Consider the following 22094-nt stretch of genomic DNA (forward strand, 5'->3'; position numbering starts at 1 on the left):
GTTGCCTAAAGCAGCCAAGGTCCGTTACGCTCAACCGTCTTATGAACACTCGCCCGCCCAAGAGAGCTAACACCTGATCGGAGCACGGGCGGGCGTGGGAGTAAGCGGCCCTACCCAGCTTTATAGGTGAAAACCAGCTTCTGCGCATTCGTTAATATTATAGGCTATAAGCCGTTTCCCTCCTATTAAGTTGCGGTACAGCGTCAGGAACCGGTTTTCAGACAACTGTTCCCACTCCGCTGCTGGTCGTGCCATCTGATTGCCAGTCAAGAATCTTCTCACGCGTTCAGAATGGTACTATTTGACGCAACAAATTTCGGGCAGGATAGCTAATTGCCAGCTACCATTGATCCTCCTTACCAACAACTCGATCTCATGGTTTTGGGAGCCTCACAACCTGAACAAACCAGTGTCGCACGACAACAACTTTGATGCGGCAAAGTTCCTCCTAGTCTCTTCCTTCGAGAAGGCGCACTGCCGCGCAGGACAGTGCTATAACGCCGAGACGAATACATGCTTCGTCAGGCTGGTAATCACCATTATGCAGGAAGTCGTTCCGCCCGGTAGTTTGAGAGCCGATGCCAAGCTGGAAAGACGGCACCTTCTCTCCGACCAGGGAAAAATCCTCTGCCCCCAGGCTGGGTGCTCGTTTCATTACCGCTTCTTTGCCGAAATGGTGAGAAATCGCCTTCATAGTGATCGAGACAACCTCCGGATCGTGGTGGAGAGATGGAAGAGTGCGCATATAGTTCACTATGCAACTGACACGCAACAAACTCTCCAGTGCACGACACTGTCGATGGATCGCCTCATCTATGGAGCGCCGCGTCGCCGGGTCCTGACAACGCACAGTCCCAATTAGTCTGCAAGTCTCGGGAATTACATTATATGCGTCGCCGGAATGGATCGCCCCGATCGTCAAGACCGCCGGGTGCATCGGATTCGTCTCACGCGAGACGATAGTCTGTAGTGCCAGCACCAGATGAGCCGATGCGACGATGGGATCCACTGCCTGATCGGGATGAGCAGCATGGCCGGAGCGGCCATGAACCGTGATCTCGAATTCGTCGCAAGAACCATTGGCGTTGCCCTCGATATAACTGAACATGCCTGTTGGTTCGTCGGGATGATTGTGGAAACCCAGCGCCATGTCCACACCATCCAGGATGCCATCCTCTATCATCGCTCTGGCGCCACTATCGGGAGTTTCTTCCGCTGGCTGGAACATCAGCTTCACAGTACCAGCAAGGCGGGGCGCGATCTCCTTGAGTACAGCCGCCACCCCGATTAGCGTGGAAGTGTGGATGTCATGACCGCAAGCATGCATACGGCCTTCGATGGTGCTCGCATAAGGCAACCCGGTCTCTTCAAGGATTGGCAATGCGTCCATATCAGCGCGGAGCAACAGTGTCGGACCAGGGCGTCCGCCTTTGACGATACCCAACACTCCGGTACGACCTACACCCGTCTGGTGTTCGATGCCTAGACGGGAGAGCTCACGTGCGACGACGTTAGCTGTGCGCTGAACGTCGAAACCAATCTCGGGATGAGCGTGAATATCGCGTCTGATCTCGATCAGACGCGCTTCTTCCATAGCTACCAGATCATCTATGAGACGGTCAGTGTCGTTAACAAGTGTGTTCATCGGCATTTTATCCTGAGCTTATTTTCCAAAAGTGGATATGGCGCACGATGCACGCCAAATCCTGCGTCACTGTCGCTCGATCAGTCGTTCGAAGGAGTTTGATCACTCTTGAACCATTTGATGCTCAGTTTCTTAATCGTGCCATCGTCGATGGCGGCCTGAATAGCCTTATCGAACTTCGCCTTCAATTCAGTGTCGCCCTTGTGAAAAGCCGCAGCCGCACCTTTACCGAATACATCGCCACGCACACCAGTGCCCACAATCTTCATGTCCTTGAAATCGGGCTTTTCCATATCACCCATCAGGATCGGATAGGCTGCAAATACGGCGTCGATACGACCAGCCAGAAGGTCCATGTCGTGTTCTTCCGTAGAAGGATACTCGCGGACTTCCACGACGTCCTTGAGATACTTTTCAAGAAAAATGGCATTGCTGCTACTGCTTTGCACGCCGACAGTCTTGCCCTGAAGAATAGGCTTCCACTTCTGAATAACCTCGGCAAATTTTTCTGGATTGGAACTGATATTGACAGCTTCGCCCGTGCCGGGCAGTTCGGAGACAGGCGTTCCAGCTATCGCAGCAAAGCCCATGAGGCCGAGCTGATACGGAATGGAGAAATCGACCAGCTTCTCTCGTTCCGGTGTGATAGACATTGCTGCCATCAGGACATCGAATTTGCGCGATTGAAGGGCTGGTACAGCTCCATCCCATTCCTGGGTCACGATCTCGCATTTGACTTCCATACGAGCGCAAAGGTCTTTGGCAAGATCAATCTCGTAACCATCCAATGTTCCATCTGGAAGCGTCATATTGAAGGGAGGAAATCCTCCTTCCGTTGCAATCTTCAACACTTTTTCTTCAGCGTTGGCTATCGATACCGATGACAAGACGAGAGCCAATGCCGCCAAGCCACCTAATAATTTACGCATAATCTCGATCCCTTATTTTGTTCATATGTGACGTACATCGATTGGCGATGAACACCTATTCCAGCCAGGGTATACTTGGTACCCTCAAAGATTGTTTAGATTTAACAGAGTTTCCATCACATATATTCCCCAGGGCCATGATGTTGCGTAATGAACCAATGCACTCAGGAATAGGAGGCCCAATATCCTTATCTTTCAGCGAGTTAGGGCGCCATCGTCGAAGAAATTCCCTGTTTATCGAACCGATAAATCCAGTTTGGTTCCGGCGACAAGAAAACTTCATCGCCAATTTTGATAGGATAATCACCGCCCGTGCGCACCGTTATCATGCCGAGCGTCGCGACATCGACATGGGCAAACGTATCAGCCCCCAGGTGCTCTACCAGAGAAACGCTTCCCTTCCACTGTCCCTTTTCGTGAGAGAGTGTGATGTGTTCGGGACGTATTCCGATCGAATGAGCGTTGAATTTTGCTGCTTCAGATCCGTCGACGAAGTTCATCTTCGGAGATCCGATAAATCCGGCAACAAAGCGATTAGCCGGCTTTCGGTAAAGATCAAGCGGGCTGCCGAACTGTTCGATCTTGCCTGCATTCATGACTGCAATTCGGTCAGCCATCGTCATAGCTTCGACCTGATCGTGAGTTACATAGATCATCGTAGTTCGCAGCTTTTGATGAAGTTCGGAGATTTCAAGTCGCATACCAACACGTAAGGCGGCGTCAAGATTGGAAAGAGGTTCATCAAAAAGAAAAGCCGTAGGCTGACGTACGATCGCGCGACCGATAGCAACACGCTGGCGCTGCCCTCCAGAAAGATTGCGCGGGCGACGTTCGAGATAATCGAGCAGATTGAGGCTACGTGCGGCTTCCTTCACCTTGCCATCAATAACATCGCGTTTTTCGCCCGCCATCTTCAACGGGAAAGCGATGTTCTGATAAACTGTCATATGTGGGTAGAGCGCATATGACTGGAAAACCATCGATAGCTTGCGCTTGGCAGAAGTGACGCTGGTAACATCCTGCCCTTCGATCATAATATTCCCTGAAGTTGGCTCCTCAAGACCCGCGATCAAACGTAACAACGTGGACTTTCCGCATCCAGATGGACCAACGAAAACGACGAACTCGCCGTCTTCGATATCAAGGTTGACATCCGGCAGCACCACCTGCTGACCAAAGGATTTTTCTATACTGCGTAGTTTGATGGAACCCACGGATCGCTCCTCCTTATTTCACCGCGCCAAATGTCAGGCCGCGGACAAGCTGTTTCTGGCTGATCCAGCCAAGGATCAGAATTGGAATGATGGCGAGCGCCGAAGCGGCCGAGAGTTTCGCCCAGAACAGTCCCTGTGGACTGGAATAGGAGGCGATGAACGCCGAGAGTGGAGCTGCCCTGGAAACCGTGAGGTTGAGAGTCCAGAAAGCTTCGTTCCAAGCAAGGATGATGTTGAGCAACATGGTCGAAGCTACGCCCGGCAATGCCATGGGCAAGAGGATGTAGAAGAGCTCCTTGCTGGCGGAGGCACCGTCCATGCGCGCCGCTTCAAGGATGTCAACAGGGATATCCTTGAAATAAGTGTAGAGCATCCAGATCATCAGTGGCAGATGACCAATGAGGATGATCGCCGTCAAACCAATGAGGCTGTCGAGAAGGCCGGTTGTTTTATAAATGAGGTAGACCGGCACAAGTGCACCAACCGAGGGCAGCATCTTGGTGGAAAGCATCCACATAAGGAGTGGACGTGTGCTGCGCGCTGGCTGGAATGCAAATGACCAGGCCGCAGGAACTGCCAAGAACAGGCCAATCACCGTGGAACCGATTGAAATGATCACGGAGTTACGAAAGAACAGCAAGTAGTCGGATCGTTCCTGGACCTCCGCATAGTTTTCCAGCGTCCAGCTTGGGATGAGCGAAGGTGGAAACGAAATTGCCTCCACCTCGGTCTTGAAGCTTGTCAACACGGTCCACAAGATGGGGAAAAAAAGAATGAAGGCGACGCTCCACCCGCACACGGTGAAAATCGTTTTGTGAAGAGTTGCTAAATGAATTTTCATAATGTCCTCCTCACGCGGTCAGGTTCTTGCCCGCTGAACGCAGGGAAAAGATAGCCACCATATTCGCCAGAATCACTGCAATAATTCCACCTGCCGACGCCGCTCCAACATCGAACTGTAACAGGGCCTGCACATAGATCAGGAACGGTAAATTCGTAGATGCGGTGCCCGGACCACCGCCGGTTGTCACGAAGATTTCGGCGAAAATCGACAGGATGAAGATCGTCTCCATGAGGATGACCACGGTGACGGCGCGGCTAAGATGCGGCAGCGTCAAGTAACGAAAGCGCGACAATGCACCAGCGCCATCCATGCGTGCCGCTTCCTTTTGCTCACCGTCAAGAGACTGCAAGGCAGTCAGAAAGATCAACGTTGCAAATGGCAGCCACTCCCATGTCGCGATGATACCGACGGACAGCAGAGGATACTCGCCCAACCAATCAATAGGTGTGAAGCCCAGTTTCAGCGCGATCCAGGCGAACAAGCCGTAACCCGGATGCATGAACATGTTTTTCCACACCAGTGCGGCGACAGTCGGCATGACAAAGAATGGCGCGATCACAAGAAGACGCACGATACCCTGCCCCCACATGGGCTGGTCGAACAAAAGCGCCAGCAAAATACCACCAATGACGGTAGACGCTAATACCCCCACGACCAGAAGCAGCGTGTTCTTGATCGCCTGCCCGAAAGCCGGATCGGTGACAAAATAGGTGTAGTTCTCCAAACCGGCGAAGCCTCCCACGGAAGGGTTCATCAGATTATAGAACTGGAAGGAGAACCAGAACGTCATCAACAGCGGGACAACCATCCCGATGATCAGCACGATGATCGAAGGCGCCAGGGCGAGCCGCCCGGCCAAGCGCATGTGTTTTACAGCCACCAGCGTTCCTCTTGTTATCATTTGGTCCGCCTGTAAGCACATACAGACGGACCAGTTCAGAAACGTCAGTTACGGTAGTAGCCGGCGCGCTGCATGGTGCGTTTCACAAAATCCTGCGATTCCTGCAGCGCCTGTTCCGGCTTCTTGCTACCAGCCAGCGCAGCGGCCAGATTTTGGCCCACTGTGGTGCCGATTGCCTGGAATTCAGGTATGTGGATGAAGCCAGCACCGACATAGGGCACTTCATGGATTGAAGGCTTATCAGGATTGACTGAGGAAATGGCGTGCAGCACCTGATCCGCAAAAGGCGCGGCCACCTTCAGATACTCCGGCGACTTGTAGGTCGATGTGCGGGTTCCCGGAGGCGCCAGCAGCCAGCCTTCTCGCTCGCCCACGAGTTGCACGTAAGATTTCGAGGTCGCCCACTGAATGAACTTCTTCGAGGCTTCTTCGTGCGTTGTGGAGTTCACAGGTATAGCCAGCGACCACGCACCGCTCCACCCAGCTGCATTCGGATTGATTTCAGTGATCGGATAAGGTGCAAAACCCGTTTTATCGGAAACGGTCGATTCCTTGGGGTTGAGCAGATACCCAGCGGTCACTGTGGCGTCAATCCACATGCCACATTTGCCAGTGCTGAAGAGGACCCGGTTTTCGTTGTAGCCGTTCGATGAAGCTCCAGGAGGACCATACTTGGTCATCAGGTCAAGATACCAGTCGAGTGCTTCCTGCCAAGGCTTGGCGGTGAGCTCTGGCTCCCACTTCATATCAAACCATTCACCGCCAAAGGCTGCCACGAAAGTTGAGATGAGCGGCGTGTTCTCGCCCCAACCCGGCTTGCCACGTAGGCAGATGCCGTACACACCATTGGCCTTGTCATCGATTTTGGCTGCGAATTCGGCGATGTTGGCGAAGGTAGGCCTTTCCGGCATCTTCAGGCCAGCTTTCTCGAAAAGGTCTTTACGGTAATAGGTAATGAGGCTCTCGCCGTAAAAAGGCGCCGCATACATCACGCCGTCTACACTCACACTGGAGCGCGTTGCAGGGATAATGTCATCGTAGTCATAGTCTGCGCCGAAATCATCGAGCTTCATCAACCAACCCATCTTACCCCAGAGCTGGGTCTGATGTGAGTTTACCGAGATCACGTCGTACTGTGCCGCTTTCATCGAAATATCGGTGGCAAGCTTCTCACGAAGGGAATTCTCTTCCAGAATGACCCAGCGCACCTTAATGCCCGTTTCCTTCTCGAATTCCTTCGACAGCTTCTGCATGATAATCATGTCGCCGTTGTTGACGGTGGCGACGACGATCTCTTCGGCAGAGGCCGCAGCAGTGAGGCCGATCAGCGACACGGCGCCGGCCAGTATGGACTTGAGCATTTTCATGAATGAAACCCCTCCTCTTGGTTTCTTGGTTGAGATATAAAGACGCCCCTTCAGCGAACGGGGACAGGATTGACGGGTGTCAGACTTGAGCATCTGGCCTCCAGTACCGCGCCAGCAGCGAACAGCTGCTCCTCCTGGAACAGCGATCCCATAAGCTGCACACCCATCGGTACGCCGCCGACCAATCCGGTGGGCGCAGCCAGCGTGGGCAGCCCCAGAAGCGGCGCGACATGGAGTGGTGACAGTTCGAGTACCTGCTCGGCGGTCAGGCTAACCGGATTGTCATAGGTGTCGATGGCCTGTGGCTTACGCCAGGCCGTCGGCGTCAGTACGATAGGATATGTCTGCATGAAGGCCAGCCATTCGCGCAGGATTGTGGTGCGGCGTGCAAGTCCGGTGCGAAAATCCTCGAAGTCTACCGTTGGGGTTGCGTTCAGCAGCGCGTACGCCTCGTTGATTTCTTCCAGTGGGGCGCTCGCCTCAATCATCGGCAAGTTGTGAATGCGCAATTCGTGGATAAGCAGCCTGTCGCGCAGCGCCGAGGCCTCGGCATAGTGCGGTGGCGCGCATTCCTCGATCTCATAACCAGCGTCTGCGAGCCAGGCCGCGGCTTGTCGCACGGCTGCCACCACTTCCTGGTCCTTTTCGACGCCAGGAAGATCGGTCAGCACTGCTACCTTGCCGGGAGCGATGTCGGTCTTTTCAGGGATCGGCGCAAAGGACGACCATGGATCGCGCGGATCATGTCCCGACATGGCGTTCAGCGCGATGCGCAAATCGTCTATGGTGCGCGCGAAGGGGCCATTGCAGATGGCTAGCTGTGACATGATGGCCATCTCGGTGGCTGCTGTACTACTGAAATGAGGTACACGTCCGAAGGTGGGGCGCATGCCGAACACCCCGCAGCAATAAGCCGGATAGCGGATCGATCCCCCACTGTCATTGCCATGCGCCAGCGGTACCATGCCGGTTGCGACCGATACGGCAGCCCCCCCACTCGACCCGCCAGGGGATACCTTGTGGTCCCAGGGGTTCCAAGTGCGTCCATAGAGCTTGTTGTTGGTGAAAAGACCGAACGACATGGCCGGTGTATTGGTACGCCCGACTATGATCGCGCCTGCATTCCGCCAACGTTCAACGACGGGAGCATCAGCGGCTGGAATGCGCCCTTTAAACTGCGCCGCACCATTGGTCGTCGGTCGACCTCCATAATCGATATTAATTTTAACGGTGACTGGTACTCCGTGCAGTGGGCCAATCGCCTCGCCGCGTGCCAGCGCAGCATCGGCAGTTTTCGCGGCGCTGCGCGCCTCGTCATACAACAAATCCACGACCGCATTCACTGCGGGATTGATAGCTTCGATCCGTCCAATGCAGCTTTCGACACATTCAAGAGATGATAGTTCTTTAACGCGAATGGCCGCCGCCATCTGCGTTGCGCTCCAGCGCCACGGCTCTACAGTCACTTATATTCCTCCCAGCCCTTCGTCCAATTACGGCCAACGAGCGATCTCAATCTGAGCAGGCATCGGAAAAGCGTGTACATAAGCTTTCCACGATTTGCTTAACCGGTTTCTCAATTGAAACAACGATCCCATCTTCGTCGCGTTCAAGCGGCTCGAGCGTCTCGAACTGGCTAGTCAACAACACCGAAGGCATGAAATGCGAATGCCGGGCAAGCATACGTTTCTCAATTAGGGATCGTGATCCGGTCAGATGCACGAACACCACCGGACCGAGCATTTCACGTAATCTGTCGCGGTAGATGCGCTTAAGCGCAGAGCAAGCGATAATCACGTATGGCTGATTGAGCCTCGCTTCCAGCAGAGCAGCCTCTGCAACCGCTTTCAGCCACGGCCAACGGTGATAATCTTCCAAAGCCTGTCCAGAAGACATCAATGCAATGTTGCTTTGTGGATGATAATCGTCTGCCTCGACAAAAACGCCCCCTAAACAGACAGAAATTTGCTCCGAAACAGACGTTTTCCCGGCACCACTCACCCCCATAACAATAATACACCTGCCGGAGCGGCTGCCGCTCAACGGTATATTCATCCCGAAAATCTCCTCCTTGCTTGCCAATGCAAGCGCTTTCATTGAGTGAGGCATGTAAACTGTCTTGTCAATCAAAAAACAATCGTTCAGTAAAATACGGTCCGAATGCAACTGCGCCAGGCAAATAGCAGAACGAGAAAACGGGGGAGCAGGTGAAACAACGGAAGATAACGCTTGCGGACGTTGCAAGAGAGGTCGGCGTGAGCCCGGCCACGGTGTCGCGCGCGCTCAGCACACCTGACATGGTGTCAGCAGGCGTGAGAAGCCGCATACAGCATGTAATTGACAAGCTGGGCTATATTCCCGACCCTGCAGCTCGAGCACTTGCCTCCGCCCGAACCAAGGTCATCGGTGTACTGATACCCTCAGTAACAAACAACGTTTTCTCCGATGTGTTGCGTGGCATCTATGCGAAGATTCGGGGTTCCCAGTTCGACGTACAGTTAGGCAACACTCATTATTCGACATTGGAAGAAGAAAAGCTGCTGAAAGTCTTTCTGAGCCAGCGTCCAGCGGGTCTCATTGTCACCGGCATCGACCAATCCCCAGCCTCCTTGAAGTTGTTGAAACAGGCAAGCTGTCCTGTTGTACAGATCATGGAAACCGGGGACGCGCCGATCGATATGATGGTGGGCTTTTCCCATTGGCGAGGTGCGCACGACGCAGCCACACATCTGGTTGAGCAAGGATACCGCAGGATCGGTTTTCTTGGAGCCCGAATGGACCCGCGGACTCAGCGCCGCCTCGAAGGCTTCTCACAAGCGTTAAGAGATGCCGGTTTATATGATGAGCAACTGGTGGTTACGACGACCAGGCCATCTACCGTGTCATTGGGTTGCGATCTGTTAGCAGAAATACTGTCGATTTCCCCAGATACTGATGCTGTATTCTGTATCAATGACGATCTTGCTCTGGGGGCTCTTTTTGAATGTCAGCGCCGACGTATCGAAGTTCCATATCAGTTCGGAATCTGTGGCTTCAATGATCTGGAAATGATGAGCGTTGCAAATCCTTCCATAACCAGCGTTCGAACGCATCGAAAGGAAATGGGCGAACAGGCAGTCGCCATGCTCCTCTCAGCGATTGAGGGAGAAAAATTCAGCGAGAAGGTCATCGATATTGGTTTTCAACTTGTGAAGCGGCAAAGCAGCCAGAGATTCAGACAGTGATGCACAATCTGTCAAGTCCGGTTAATGCATGTTGAAAGCCGACTTCATACGGCAGACCTGACGGAACGCCTTTACCAGACCCCGAAAGTCATCATCCTGCGCGGCGAAGCGGATGTGAAGGAGCGTTGGTAAAGGGAGGGCAACAACTTATCTTGATCTGCCCCAAACTAACGGCGGAGTTCAGCGTGCTGTGCAACCATTTCGCGTCGAGAAGAGGGTGAGCGGCAGCTTTAATTTGGCCTTGGCAGAGGGGCATAACCGGGCAGCGCCCCGGACTTCAGGCAACGGGGATCGGGCAACCAGGGCCAGCTTTCTCTCATGCATTCCTGTGACTGATCCGGTTTACGTTGATCAGCCACGTATCAGACATGACTCATAGACTTCCCGCACCCGTGATCGTCGGCTCTACAGCCAATGGTTGAGATGTCGCTTGAGCCTGACAGGCAGATTGCCAAACTCGACCGAGCAATTTTGGTATGGCACCGTGACAATGAAATCAGTAACCGGTTAACGACTATCCCTGGTATTGGTGTGGTGATGGCGGGCCGCAACCCGTGAGGCAATGCAGATCATGCGCGGTCTTAACGGCTTGAATTTCAATGGATCGGATGTAGTTGAAGTCGCGCCTCAGTATAATCCAGCGACAAGTACGGCACAGGTCGCCGTCCAGATTCTTTTCATCCAGCTGTGTCTGGTGGCAACAGCAATTCAACAAAGAAAACTAGGGTCATGGGCCGGCCAAACCGGAAATCCAATACGCGCAAGGTACCGGCCACGAGACTTCATTCCAAGGATCCTTGCCCGCAGCGACGGTTTCGATGGTAGATAGCAGAAGAGCTAAGGGGAAGCCGCTAAAACACAATTATGCGCCTAAAAGACCCGGCCCCGCGCCACTGCGTCCGGCGAGTAAACGCTGGCATAATTAACGCTGACTCTCCTGTTATGTTAGCCTCGGAAAGATCAGCAGCAACGGAACCGCCTGCGGCAGCCCCTCCAGATTGCCAGTCAAGAACCCACACTCTTTCAATTCTGACGTCCGGAATAAGGTCCGAGGCGGCCATTCGGCTTTTTTGCTGTGAATTGGAACAACTGCCGTCAGGATATAACGCCGCCTTCCCCGAATGCGTAAAATCTCGCCTGGGTTTTCAGGCGGGCCCGTGATTTGCGACTGGAGGGGTAATGGTCGGCTCGCGCCCTCTAGCCTGTTTTGCCTGTGACCGCACTGGTACAGGCAAGCACCATATCTTGCGCCCGTTCCTAGGCTTTTATTCGCGGTCAACTTGTTATAAGGTTTTGGCAGAAACTTATAACGCTGCTAACGGTAAGATTGGCTATAAGGTTTTTGGCAGGAACTTATAACGACATAGTTCAACTCGCCGCCGGTACGACCAACTCATTCGAAAAGGCCAAGGATGAAAGAGATCGACATCAGCTATAGAACGATGTTCGCGGAGTTGGCGCAGCGGACAATGGATGCACAATTCGTAGCAGACTTCCCTTTAGAAGGATGGTTTGTGACCGTAACCGTCAAAGATCGCGATTATTGGTATTTCGATCTCCCCACCCCCGAGGGCAAAGACAAACGAAGCTACGTCGGCCCCGCGAGTGACGAAGCCATCACTAAGCGGGTAAGAGCCCACAAGGAGATCAAGGACAACATCCGAGAGCGTAGACGCATGGTTAGCACGCTGCGACGCGCCGGCCTTCCCGGTCCTGATCCCTTCGCTGGGGACGTCACGAAAGCCTTAGCCGATGCTGGGTTGTTCCGGCTGCGCGCGATCTTGATTGGGTCGGTGGCATTCAGCACCTATGCTGGAATGCTCGGTGTCCGGCTGCCCTCTGCCGCACTGCAGACAGGCGACGCAGACTTCGCTCAGGACTTCGCAATATCGGCTAGTGTCCAAGATAGTCTCCCGCCAATCCTCGAAATCCTCCAGTCAGTCGACCCTGAATTCCGAGCGATTCCGCACCAGGCCGATAAGGCTAAGGTGGTCGCCTTCGTGAACGCCAAAGGCTATCGGGTGGAGTTCTTGACCGGAAATCGGGGATCAGAAGAATACACTGGCAAGCCGTCGCCTATGCCCGCCCTCGGCGGCGCGTCGGCAGAGAATCTGCGGTTCCTTGATTACCTGATCTACGAGCCTGTCCGCACAGTGCTTCTTTTCCGCGAAGGCATAAACGTTCTCGTTCCTGCTCCCGAGAGGTATGCCGTACACAAGCTGATTGTATCGTCGCGAAGACTCACTGATACGTTGGGGCGTTTGAAGGCTGACAAAGATCTAACGCAAGCCGCTTTGCTCTTCGAAGCTCTCGTGAAAACGCGCCACGGCAATGAATTAAGCGATGCTTGGGAGGAAGCATGGGAGCGCGGTGATGCGTGGAAAGAGAGCATCGTCAGTGGCTTATCCAGACTACCCAAAAACGGAGTGGAAGCGTTAAGAGATGTACTCGGTTCCGATGTTGTGGAAGGCTTACTGAAAAGGTGATTGACAGATTTCGCGAGAAACGAAAGACGACGACAGCTCAGTCTATGATTGCCAGTCAAGATTCTATGTCTTCGCCCGGTGAGGTGTGAAATTATCATTGATCTTAAAACAAACTCAACAACGCGAATCCAGGTCCAGAAGCGCAATGGGGCCCGCACCATCCAGATGAATAGTGGTGAATGGTGCGAGAGAGAACTCAAATATTGGCCTCAACACAGAAGGCGATTTGAACTATTTTTCCCCATAAGTTGGCTTGCCGTTCTCGCCTTTCGTCCACTCATAGACAACGTAGTCCGGCCGGGTAATGTCACCTTTTGCATCATAACTGATCTGGCCGATCACTGTTGGCCAGGCTCCCCCCGATTTGATTGTCTCGGCCACTTTTTGCGCATCGTCGGCAGAGCCGAGTTTTTCGATGGCCTGTGTGATGATCTGCATCGCGGCATAGGAATAAAGCGTATAGGCTTCCGGCTCGAAGCCCTGCGCGCGGTACTTCTCGACAAGTTCTTTCGCCGCCGGGTTCTTGCGCGGATCGGGCGCGAAAGTATTCAATGTGCCTATGACCGCATCGCCTGCGATGGAGGCAAGCTCATTGGAGACCATGCCGTCGCCGGAAAAGAGTGTCGCCTTCAGCCCCTGATCGGCAGACTGTCGCATGATCAGCCCGGCTTCAGTATGGAGACCGCCGAAATAGATCAGGGAAACGCCCGACTCTTTCATCTTACTGATGAGAGCTGAGAAGTCCTTATCGCCCTGATTGATGCCCTCATAGAGTACTTCCTTGACGCCAGCGTCATTCAGCACCTTTTTGGCGACATCGACTAGCCCGACGCCGTAAGGCGTCTTGTCGTGCACGATGGCGATTTTGGCGCCCTTGAAATGCTCGACGATATAGTCGCCGGCCACTTTGCCCTGCTGGTCATCGCGACCGCAGGTGCGGAACGTGTTCCAAAGATCGCGCTCGGTATATTGTGGATTGGTGGATGCCGGTGAAAATTCCAGCACACCGTTTTCGGCATAGACTTCTGAGGCAGGAATTGAAACGCCCGAATTATAGTGACCAATGACGTATTTCACGCCATCAGCAGCGAATTTGTTGGCGACCGAAATCCCTTGCTTTGGATCGGAAACGTCATCGCCGATCTCAACCTTGATTTTCTGGCCGAGTATACCGCCTTTTGCGTTGATATCGTTCGCCGCCTGTTCCGCGCCTTTTTGAAACTGGGCACCGAATGCAGCATTGGGACCGGTGATTGGGCCAGCCACGCCAACCACGATATCGGCGGAGGCAACGCCGGCCAGGGAAAGTACGACTGACAAACTGATTGCCGGAAGCAGTATCCGTTTCATGAAAGTCTCCCATTTTATTCGTGGGCATAAACTGTGTCCCTGCCTACGCTGCCCACATGCGCAGATTTCCCTTGTTTTCAGGACCTGTGGGCCGGGTGACGCGTGTCAGCGTGTCCCCCGGTCAAATGCTTCCGCAGTCACTCCCCTCTTTTTAAGTTCGCTGCGGGCAATCTTTTCCGTTGGGGTCCGTGGCAGCGGCCCAGCGGTAAATTCGATGTAACGCGGGGTCATATGGCGTGGCGCCTGAGCACGAAAATGCTCGACCAGTTCGGCTGGTGTCAGTGAAGATCCCGGTCGGCGCATGGCCACCAGCATGATGTCTTCCTCGGTAAATTCTGAGGGAACGCCAAATGCGGCGCTCTCGACAATGTCGTTATGCGCTTCGGCAATTGTCTCGACCTCAAAAGCGGAGATGTTTTCCCCACGTCGCCGAATTGCTTCGTTCAGCCTATGCTTGAAATAGAACCAGCCATCCTCATCCTGATAACCGGCATCACCGGAGTGATACCAGAGATTGCGCAGCGTCTGAACGGTTCTGGCTTCGGCCCGATAGTAGCCGGAAAACATGTACCAGTTCTTTTTCGGGCGCGAGACGATCTCCCCCACCATACCGGGTGCCACAGGTCGGTCATGCTCGTCGACGATTGCCACTTCCCAATCCGGATGAGGTTTTCCGCATGATCCGTCGCGCGTTGTGCCAGGTGTATCGAGCGTCACGAAGCTGGTTTCGGTCTGGCCGTAGCCGGTGACGAGTTTCATTGCGAAGCGGCGCTCAAACGCGGCTTTGTCAGGAACCATTGGAATACACTGACAGACCCGAAGAGGATTATTGCCATCGTCCGCTTTTGGTTCTGCCCGGGCGAGAATGACACCCATGGCGCCGAGCAGGTTCGTGGCCGTGGCTCCGCTAGCGCGAACCTGTTCCCAAAAGCGCGATGCGCTGAAGCTCTCAACCAGAGTGGTCTGCGTTCCAAAGATGAGCGGCAGGTAGACACCAAACATCTGCGCGTCGGTGTGGAAAAGGGGAAGGGTACAGAAATAGCTGTCGGTAGCGGCATAGCCAAGATTGAGCGCCATCGCCATGGTCCAGCAATAGCAATGATGATGCGACATCAAAACGCCTTTTGCAGGACCGGTCGTACCAGACGTATAGAGGATTGCCATTGGATCAGAATAGTGAGTATCAACCGGCTCGAATTCATCCGGTTGGCTCATGCATTCGTCAAAAGTGACGATCTGCCTGATAGTCACACCAGCCGTACGCGCGGCGTCGGCAGTCGTATCTATCACGATGAGCGTATCGAGAAGTGGTAACTGGTCCTGAATATCGGCAAGGTCGCCAAGCCTTTTCGCATCGGCAACCAGCACTTTCGCGCCGCAATTGTTCAGATTGTGGCTTAAAAGTTCGCCTTTCAGGTCTGGATTGTTTGGAGCTTCAATGGCGCCCAGTTTTGCAACGGCAAACCAGATCGCGACAAACTCGAAACAATTGGGCAGCAAAAGCGCTACACGGTCCGACCTCTCGACGCCAAGCGCGCGAAGGCCATTGGCGAGCTGGTTCGAAATGCGGTGCATATCACGGAAGCTGGCCTTGCGACCGCAAATGTCGACAAAGGGCCTGTCGCCCAGCAATTCTGCTTGGTGCGCGAGAATTTTGGGCATTACCCGCATTTCAATAGCACTATCGCTCTGTCCGGGAATGACTGTTTGCAGGGGGATTTGATCCATCGCCAACCCCATCTGTTTTAATAATGCTTCGCGCGCATCTGCGCGTCAGGCGACAGGAAGCCGGAGACCGTAGCGCGTGTTTCACGCGCCATGGCCTGTTCGAGCGACGAATGGAAACCTTCGTTGATCGCCTCTTTGATGGCTGCAACTGAATTTGCCGGGCGGTCAGCTATTCTTAGCGCGAGCGCCCGTGCTTCCTTGAGCAATTCTTCGTCAGGGACGACTTTCCAGGCGAGGCCGACTTGCAGTGCTTTGGCTGCGTCGTGACGCTCGCCCAGAATGATGAGTTCCTTCGCAGCCTGCGGACCGATGTGTTTGGTCAGCAAGGCGGTGACGCCGCCGGTGACAAAAAACCCGTAGGTGACTTCGGGAAAAAACCAACGTGCTGTTCTTGCAAAAATCCGGAAGTCACAATTTAGGGCCCATTCGAGCGCGCCGCCAACGCACCAACCATGAATAGCAGCAATGACGATCTTTCTTGATCCCATGATCTTCAAAGTGATCGCCTGAATGGATTCAACCCATGCCTGCGTCGCATCAGCCGACGTGGTCTGATTATCGAGATCCTGCAGGTCATCACCAGAGCAGAATGCGCGACCTTCACCGTGCAAAATGATGGCGCGTATTTTCTCGTCAGCCTCGATTTGATCCAGTGCAGCAGCAAGATCATCCACCAGGGCCTGATTCATGGCGTTCAGCCTGTCGGGTCGGTTGAGCTTGACCCAGGCAATGACGCCATCCACATGAACGACAACAGTATTTCCCATTTTATGTCTCATACGATCATTGGCTCGTCATAAGCGCCCCAGGTGTCGCGCAACGCGCGGCATATCTCGCCGAGCGACGCCTTTGCTTTCACGAGTTCTATGGTTTTCGGCAAAAGGTTTGCGTCGTCGGTTTGCGCCTGCGCAACCAGTTCCGCCATCAAGGTCTTGATATGCTCATTATCGCGGCTTGCACGCACGGCATTGAGGCGGTCGATCTGAACCTGGGTGCATTCCTCGTCATAGGGATGGATGTCGACATCAGCGCTCGTAGCCGTCTCATCGACATAACGATTGACGCCGACGGAAACCTTTTCACCAGTTTCGATCTTCTTGAATGTCGCATAGGCGGAATCGGCCAGCTGTTGCTGAAACCAGCCTTCCTCGACAAGCTTGATTGCGCCGCCGCGCTCGTCAACCTTGTTCAGGACCTTCCAGATTTCCTCTTCCATATCGTGCGTCAGGCGCTCAACGAAAAAGGAACCGCCAAGAGGATCAACCACAGACGTTACATTGATTTCGTCACGAATAATCTGCTGGGTGCGGATGGCGAGTTTCATGGCTTCTTCGGTCGGAATAGCAAAAGCTTCATCCAGCCCGTTGGTGTGCATGCTCTGACATCCACCCAGAACGGAACCGAGTGCCTGAATTGCCGTGCGCACCAGATTGTTCTGGTGCTCGACTTTGGTCAGGCTCATGGCAGCGGTCTGCACATGCACACGCAACCGCATCGACTCCGCTTTCTTCGCGCCGAAACGTTCAGCCATCAGTTTGGCATAGACCCGTCTTGCGGCCCGGAACTTGCAGATTTGTTCGAAGAAGTCCTGTTGGCTGATGAAGAAGAAAGAGAGACGCGGCGCGAAGTCGTCGATGTCCATGCCGGCGGCAATCACCTCTTCGCAATAGGCTGTGGTGAAGGCCATGATGAAGGCGATCTCCTGGATCGCATTGCCGCCGACGTCGGAAAGGTGGTAGCCGCTGAGACTGATCGGATTGAGCTTCGGCGTGGCCTTGGCGCTATACATGATCAGGTCACGCAGCAGCCGCACAGCGGGGCGAACCGGATAAATCCATTCTTTCTGCGCGACATATTCCTTCAGCGGATCAGCCTGCAAAGTGCCTGCAAGCTTCGTCAGATCGTAGCCACGGCTTTCGGCAACGGCCACATACATGGCATAGATGACCCAGGCCGATGGATTGATCGTGAGGGATACTGAGATTTGTTCGAGATCGATCCCGTCGAACAGGCGATCGACATCATCGATCGTATCAATGGCAACACCGCATCGGCCTACTTCGCCAAATGCCATCGGATCGTCTGAATCAAGACCGAGCAGCGTGGGTAGATCGAAATCGGTGGAGAGGCCGGTCTGTCCGGTCTGAACCATGTATTTGTAGCGTTGATTGGTGGCTTCCGGATTTCCAAACCCGGCAACCTGCCGGATTGTCCAGGGACGTCCCCGATACATGGTTGGATAGGGTCCACGCGTGAAAGGATAGGCTCCGGGAAAGCCGAGCGCATCGGCAGGGATATCGGCGACATCTGCCGCCGTATAGACACGCTTCAGCGGAATGCCGCATTCGGTTTCGTATTCGGCTTTCTCTTCGGGACGATTGGCGAGTATGGCGGCAAGTTCATTGGCTTCCCATGTGGCCTGCGCCGCACTGATGTTCCCGATTGCTTCTTCCCGATATAGTTTTGTCATTTCAAAGCCTCTCTACGGCTGAGAAGAGTGCGTGCCGCCGTCTCCGGATCGTCTCGCCGCTCCAACACCGATTGCAGCAGGTTTTCGATCTCGGTTGCGCCAGTTACGAAACGCTTGTGAAACAAGCGACGCGCGGCACCCAATATTCGTGTCATGCAGATTTTTCGTTGGCGGGCCGCAAGCTCGCCAGTGTTATTGAGATGAATCCAGTGCTGCTGGATCAGTTCTTTGAGATTGCTCACCTTGTCGCCTGTAACCGGGCTGACCGCGAAAACTGGAACAGTCCAGGATGTCTGTTCCGCCGGTCCCCCTAGGGTCATCATGGCTTTCAGTGCCGCAAGTGTCGCGGCTGCCTCCGGCTTGTCCGCCTTGCTGACTGTATGGATATCGGCAATTTCCAGAATGCCTGCCTTGATCGCCTGAACATCGTCACCAAGACCTGGTGCGGAAAGCACCACAACCGTGTGCGCCGCAGAAACGACTTCAACTTCATCTTGGCCGACACCAACGGTTTCGATAATGATCGGTGAATAGCCTGCGGCATCGAGCACATCGACAGCCTGTAAGGTGGCGGGTGCAAGCCCCCCCAGATGGCCGCGTGTCGCCATGCTGCGGACGAATGCGTTGTTCGCCTGAGCATTGTCGCTCATGCGCACGCGGTCACCAAGGATCGCACCGCCGGAATAGGGACTGCTGGGGTCTACTGCAACCACGCCGACCTTGTGACCGTCAGCGGCAAATGCCTTTATGAGTGCCGAAACGAGCGTCGATTTTCCAGCACCCGGTACACCGGTGATGCCAATGAGATGAGCCTTACCCGCATGCCGGTAGATATCCGCCAATGCAGTACTTGCTTCGGCAATTCCTGTCTCGGCCCGCGAAATCATCCGGGCGATAGCCAGAATGTCTCCGGCAAGCACATCGGCGACGAATTCCTGCGATGGTCTGTAGGTGGCTTTCGTCCGTGTGGTGGCTTGAGCGACTGCTGTCATATGCGGCCACGGGACGTTACAAGATCGGAGATGGTTGTAACGATTGTCTCCACACGCGCTTCCTGTGGCACAATGGCGTCCACACCACCATCGATCAAAGCTGCATAGTCCTGCTCCGGGATCACGCCGCCAGCAACGACAAAGATGTGTCCCGCGCCCTGTTCTTTCAGGCAACGTCCGAGTTCGCGAAACAATGGCACGTGTGAGCCTGAAAGAAGGCTGACGCCGATGACGTCAACGTCCTCCTGAATGGCAGCCTGAACGACCTGAAGCGGCGTTTTATAGAGTCCGGTATAGATTACTTCCATACCAGCATCGCGCAGAACACGCGCTACTACTTTTGCGCCACGATCATGGCCGTCGAGGCCAAGTTTTGCTACCAACACGCGGATTGTTTGCGGCTGTTCTTGTTCCGCAGGAACTGGCGTTGCCGCGTTCATCATTCTGCTGCTGCCTTTTGATCTGTCATGAGTTCGTGTTCGATGGATTGGGTGATGATATCGAGGCCGAGATCGATTTCTTCTTCGGTAATGATCAATGGCGGCGCGATGCGAAACACTGCCCCCATGCCCGGCAGCTTGACGATGTTCATGTTTAAGCCGCGATTGAATGCTTCTTTAGCGATACGCGCGCCCAATTCATGATCCGGTTGTCGGCTCGTGCGGTCCGTTACAATTTCCATGCCCACAAAGAGCCCGCGACCGCGAACATCGCCGACACATTCGTAACGCTGCTTGATGGTATTGAGGCCATCGATCAGCCTCTTGCCGAGGTGACGTGCGCGCTCGACCAAATCCTGTTCGGCGACGACATCCAATACCGCCAGACCGACCGCTGCGGGCAGTGGGTCCGAGACGTGGGTCGTATAGAAGAGGAAACCGCGTTCAAAGGCCTCCTGTTCGATCTTGGTTGTTGTCAGCACGGCTGACAGTGGCAACCCCGCACCGATTGTCTTGGAAATGGTCAGGATATCCGGTGTCACACCATCGCGCTGATAGGCAAACATTTCACCGGTGCGGCCAATGCCTGTTTGCGCCTCGTCAAGGATGAGAAGCATGCCGCGTTCATGGCATTTTTCTCTAAGTGCGCCGAGATATCCTTCAGGCAGTTCCAGCATGCCGCCGCTGGAAAGGATAGGTTCGGCGATGAACGCAGCGAGACTACCAATTGACTGGGCGTCGACCAAGGCGAAGGCGTCGTCAAGTTCAGCATGCCAATCAATGGAGCCGTCGGCCTTCTTGAAGCGCGGGCGAAATGTGTTGGGTGCCGGAACGGTGATCGATCCGGCCATTGCCGGGCCATAGCCTTTACGCCCTGCGGAATAGGTCGCAGAGGCGGCAGCACCCGTCATGCCGTGCCAGCTCTTTGAGAACGCTACAATTTCGTGTTTGCCAGTTACCAGTTTTGCCATGCGAATCGCAGCTTCGTTCGATTCAGCACCAGTGGAGAGAAGAAGCACTTTGTCGAGACCGGGTGCCAGAAACGCGAGCCTTCTTGCGAGCTCGACGACGGGTCGGGAAAGCATACCGCTGAACAGATGGGCGACGGTCTCAACCTGTCCTTTTACTCTCTCGACGATTGCCGGATGCGAATGGCCAAGCAGAGCGCTCATTTGTCCGGAGGTGAAGTCGAGAATGGGCCTGTCATCCGCATCATAAACGAAGCAGCCGTCCGCGCGCTCAATGATCGCCGGATCAAATGCGCCGCCGTATCGGATCAGGTGCTTGTCGACATTGGCCCAGAATTCAGGCTCGAGGTTGTTTGACATGACGGTTCTCCGGCCAGATTTTCAACAACCATTGCAGCTGGATAGTTCCAAGTAAATTTGATAATCATGGCTTTGAGTTATCAGGAAAATTGATATGCAGGCATCCTTAGACCCCCGCTTGTTGCAGACATTTGTTCGCGCCGCACAAACCGGTTCGCTCAGCACGGCAGCGCTGCAGGTCGGGCGAACGCAATCGGCTGTGACCATGCAGATGCAGCGGCTTGAAGAGGCGCTTGGGCAAACGCTTATGCATCGCGGCGGAAGCGGTGTTCGGCTCACGAGCGCGGGCGAAAAATTTCTCACCTATGCCGAGCGTATCTTGAAAGCACATGATGAAGCGCTTGCAGCTTTCTCAGATCGCGGTCTTAAGGGGTCCATCGTCTTTGGCTGCCCGGAAGACTATCTTCTGGCTTTCTTTCCTAAGATATTCAGGAGCTTTGGCACCAACCACGGCAATGTTGATATCAAGGTCGTCGCCGCGCCCACGGTCGAATTGCGTGGCCTGTTGCACTCGGGTCAGGTTGACCTAGCTTTAGTCTCGACCCTCAACCCGAATGACGCTCAAGATATCATACGAACCGAGGCGATGGTCTGGGTTGGCGCAAAGGCGACGCTTCAAGAGCATGAGTTTGGTGACAGGATACCGCTTGCACTACCAGCTTCCAACGCGATGGATCACCGCGCTGCCTGTGACGCCATGACGAAAGCCGGGCTGCAATATAGTATCTCTTACGCCAGTAACAGCATCGCTGGCCTGATCGCGGTAGCGCGCTCGGGGCTCGCTATCAGCGTGATGACCAAGAACGCGGTGCCGCCGGATCTCAATGTAATACGAGCGCCCATGCCGCCTCTCCCCGTGCTTGGCATGAAACTGACGCTCGCCAATGGTGAACTATCCGCGGCAACCGAGGCCTTCATGCATCATATCAGTACTAGCCTCAGTACAACTAGTTAAGCGTCCTTATGGACCTACACGAAATCACCTTGCAGATTTCATGATTGCTTTTTGACGCGACGATTAGGTAGCGTGAATCGCTGACCTTGCCGCGCAAAACGAATTTCAACCGCACCTGATTGCCAGTCAGGAACAAAATAGACTTCGGGAATTGTAAGGTACAGCCTTTTAATGCAACCCCCAGCAATCTGCTTGCTGGTGGTTGTGAATTAGCGAGGCTT

19 protein-coding genes are annotated in these 22094 nt (G+C 54.3%); 4 read left to right on the forward strand and 15 right to left on the reverse strand.

The features are described from left to right. Positions 1-448: 448 nt before the first annotated feature. The 8 genes from QBD01_RS06725 to QBD01_RS06760 all read right to left on the reverse strand — a co-directional run bounded on the left by QBD01_RS06725 (position 449) and on the right by QBD01_RS06760 (position 9030). Positions 449-1645: a M20 family metallopeptidase gene (locus QBD01_RS06725; protein WP_280992142.1), complete on the reverse strand. Its 1197-nt coding sequence runs from the start codon at positions 1643-1645 to the stop codon at positions 449-451. An 80-nt stretch (positions 1646-1725) separates the two neighbouring features. Next, the gene (locus tag QBD01_RS06730) at positions 1726-2574 is read right to left on the reverse strand and encodes a transporter substrate-binding domain-containing protein (protein ID WP_280992143.1); all 849 of its coding nucleotides are present in this window, start codon (positions 2572-2574) and stop codon (positions 1726-1728) included. Between the two features lie 203 nt (positions 2575-2777). Next, positions 2778-3788 carry an ABC transporter ATP-binding protein gene (locus QBD01_RS06735; protein WP_280992144.1) on the reverse strand — a complete coding sequence of 337 codons (1011 nt, stop codon included), beginning with the start codon at positions 3786-3788 and terminating at the stop codon, positions 2778-2780. Positions 3789-3801: 13 nt separating this feature from the next. Further along, positions 3802-4629: a carbohydrate ABC transporter permease gene (locus QBD01_RS06740; RefSeq protein WP_280992145.1), complete on the reverse strand. Its 828-nt coding sequence runs from the start codon at positions 4627-4629 to the stop codon at positions 3802-3804. Between the two features lie 10 nt (positions 4630-4639). Then, positions 4640-5533 carry a carbohydrate ABC transporter permease gene (locus tag QBD01_RS06745; RefSeq protein ID WP_392391325.1) on the reverse strand — a complete coding sequence of 298 codons (894 nt, stop codon included), beginning with the start codon at positions 5531-5533 and terminating at the stop codon, positions 4640-4642. A gap of 44 nt (positions 5534-5577) precedes the next feature. Next, positions 5578-6900 carry a sugar ABC transporter substrate-binding protein gene (locus QBD01_RS06750; RefSeq protein WP_280992146.1) on the reverse strand — a complete coding sequence of 441 codons (1323 nt, stop codon included), beginning with the start codon at positions 6898-6900 and terminating at the stop codon, positions 5578-5580. A 50-nt stretch (positions 6901-6950) separates the two neighbouring features. Continuing rightward, positions 6951-8366 carry an amidase gene (locus tag QBD01_RS06755; RefSeq protein WP_280992147.1) on the reverse strand — a complete coding sequence of 472 codons (1416 nt, stop codon included), beginning with the start codon at positions 8364-8366 and terminating at the stop codon, positions 6951-6953. 46 nt (positions 8367-8412) lie between these two features. After that, the gene (locus QBD01_RS06760; protein ID WP_280992148.1) at positions 8413-9030 is read right to left on the reverse strand and encodes a gluconokinase; all 618 of its coding nucleotides are present in this window, start codon (positions 9028-9030) and stop codon (positions 8413-8415) included. A gap of 77 nt (positions 9031-9107) precedes the next feature. On the opposite strand from QBD01_RS06760, the gene QBD01_RS06765 reads away from it, so the two are divergent. The 3 genes from QBD01_RS06765 to QBD01_RS06780 all read left to right on the forward strand — a co-directional run bounded on the left by QBD01_RS06765 (position 9108) and on the right by QBD01_RS06780 (position 12610). Beyond that, positions 9108-10124 carry a LacI family DNA-binding transcriptional regulator gene (locus QBD01_RS06765; RefSeq protein ID WP_280992149.1) on the forward strand — a complete coding sequence of 339 codons (1017 nt, stop codon included), beginning with the start codon at positions 9108-9110 and terminating at the stop codon, positions 10122-10124. A gap of 562 nt (positions 10125-10686) precedes the next feature. After that, the gene (locus QBD01_RS06775; protein WP_280992150.1) at positions 10687-10953 is read left to right on the forward strand and encodes an arginase family protein; all 267 of its coding nucleotides are present in this window, start codon (positions 10687-10689) and stop codon (positions 10951-10953) included. Between the two features lie 583 nt (positions 10954-11536). After that, positions 11537-12610, forward strand: a complete 1074-nt coding sequence (locus QBD01_RS06780; RefSeq protein WP_280992151.1) for a GSU2403 family nucleotidyltransferase fold protein — start codon at positions 11537-11539, stop codon at positions 12608-12610. A gap of 231 nt (positions 12611-12841) precedes the next feature. Here QBD01_RS06780 and QBD01_RS06785 read toward each other — a convergent pair whose 3' ends face one another. From QBD01_RS06785 to QBD01_RS06815, 7 genes are all read right to left on the reverse strand, one after another. Beyond that, complete coding sequence (locus QBD01_RS06785; RefSeq protein ID WP_280992152.1) at positions 12842-13960, reverse strand: branched-chain amino acid ABC transporter substrate-binding protein; 1119 nt, start codon at positions 13958-13960, stop codon at positions 12842-12844. 105 nt (positions 13961-14065) lie between these two features. Next, entirely contained in the window at positions 14066-15688 is a 1623-nt protein-coding gene (locus QBD01_RS06790; protein WP_280992153.1) for an AMP-binding protein, read from the reverse strand. A gap of 17 nt (positions 15689-15705) precedes the next feature. Beyond that, positions 15706-16455: an enoyl-CoA hydratase/isomerase family protein gene (locus QBD01_RS06795; protein ID WP_280992154.1), complete on the reverse strand. Its 750-nt coding sequence runs from the start codon at positions 16453-16455 to the stop codon at positions 15706-15708. 8 nt (positions 16456-16463) lie between these two features. Beyond that, the gene (locus QBD01_RS06800; protein ID WP_280992155.1) at positions 16464-18158 is read right to left on the reverse strand and encodes a methylmalonyl-CoA mutase family protein; all 1695 of its coding nucleotides are present in this window, start codon (positions 18156-18158) and stop codon (positions 16464-16466) included. Then, the gene (gene meaB / locus QBD01_RS06805) at positions 18155-19150 is read right to left on the reverse strand and encodes a methylmalonyl Co-A mutase-associated GTPase MeaB (protein WP_280992156.1); all 996 of its coding nucleotides are present in this window, start codon (positions 19148-19150) and stop codon (positions 18155-18157) included. Before meaB ends, QBD01_RS06800 begins: the two co-directional genes overlap by 4 nt. After that, a complete protein-coding gene (locus QBD01_RS06810; RefSeq protein ID WP_280992157.1) occupies positions 19147-19593 on the reverse strand; it encodes a cobalamin B12-binding domain-containing protein in 447 nt (148 codons plus the stop codon). Before QBD01_RS06810 ends, meaB begins: the two co-directional genes overlap by 4 nt. Next, positions 19590-20918, reverse strand: coding sequence for an aspartate aminotransferase family protein (locus QBD01_RS06815; RefSeq protein WP_280992158.1), 1329 nt, complete (start codon positions 20916-20918; stop codon positions 19590-19592). The genes QBD01_RS06810 and QBD01_RS06815 overlap by 4 nt, the downstream gene beginning before the upstream one ends. 94 nt (positions 20919-21012) lie before the next feature. Between QBD01_RS06815 and QBD01_RS06820 the strand changes: the two genes are divergently transcribed. Further along, positions 21013-21873: a LysR family transcriptional regulator gene (locus QBD01_RS06820; protein WP_280992159.1), complete on the forward strand. Its 861-nt coding sequence runs from the start codon at positions 21013-21015 to the stop codon at positions 21871-21873. The last annotated feature ends 221 nt before the right edge of the window (positions 21874-22094 follow it).

Source organism: Ochrobactrum sp. 19YEA23, assembly GCF_029909865.1.
GTDB classification, from domain to species: domain Bacteria; phylum Pseudomonadota; class Alphaproteobacteria; order Rhizobiales; family Rhizobiaceae; genus Brucella; species Brucella gambitense.

Coding starts and splice junctions, on each gene's coding strand:
- QBD01_RS06725 (WP_280992142.1), bottom strand. CDS start 1,645: ATGAACACACTTGTTAACGACACTGACCGTCTCATAGATGATCTGGTA.
- QBD01_RS06730 (WP_280992143.1), bottom strand. CDS start 2,574: ATGCGTAAATTATTAGGTGGCTTGGCGGCATTGGCTCTCGTCTTGTCA.
- QBD01_RS06740 (WP_280992145.1), bottom strand. CDS start 4,629: ATGAAAATTCATTTAGCAACTCTTCACAAAACGATTTTCACCGTGTGC.
- QBD01_RS06745 (WP_392391325.1), bottom strand. CDS start 5,533: ATGATAACAAGAGGAACGCTGGTGGCTGTAAAACACATGCGCTTGGCC.
- QBD01_RS06750 (WP_280992146.1), bottom strand. CDS start 6,900: ATGAAAATGCTCAAGTCCATACTGGCCGGCGCCGTGTCGCTGATCGGC.
- QBD01_RS06775 (WP_280992150.1), top strand. CDS start 10,687: ATGCAGATCATGCGCGGTCTTAACGGCTTGAATTTCAATGGATCGGAT.
- QBD01_RS06780 (WP_280992151.1), top strand. CDS start 11,537: ATGAAAGAGATCGACATCAGCTATAGAACGATGTTCGCGGAGTTGGCG.
- QBD01_RS06785 (WP_280992152.1), bottom strand. CDS start 13,960: ATGAAACGGATACTGCTTCCGGCAATCAGTTTGTCAGTCGTACTTTCC.
- QBD01_RS06790 (WP_280992153.1), bottom strand. CDS start 15,688: ATGGATCAAATCCCCCTGCAAACAGTCATTCCCGGACAGAGCGATAGT.
- QBD01_RS06795 (WP_280992154.1), bottom strand. CDS start 16,455: ATGGGAAATACTGTTGTCGTTCATGTGGATGGCGTCATTGCCTGGGTC.
- QBD01_RS06800 (WP_280992155.1), bottom strand. CDS start 18,158: ATGACAAAACTATATCGGGAAGAAGCAATCGGGAACATCAGTGCGGCG.
- meaB (WP_280992156.1), bottom strand. CDS start 19,150: ATGACAGCAGTCGCTCAAGCCACCACACGGACGAAAGCCACCTACAGA.
- QBD01_RS06810 (WP_280992157.1), bottom strand. CDS start 19,593: ATGATGAACGCGGCAACGCCAGTTCCTGCGGAACAAGAACAGCCGCAA.
- QBD01_RS06815 (WP_280992158.1), bottom strand. CDS start 20,918: ATGTCAAACAACCTCGAGCCTGAATTCTGGGCCAATGTCGACAAGCAC.
- QBD01_RS06820 (WP_280992159.1), top strand. CDS start 21,013: ATGCAGGCATCCTTAGACCCCCGCTTGTTGCAGACATTTGTTCGCGCC.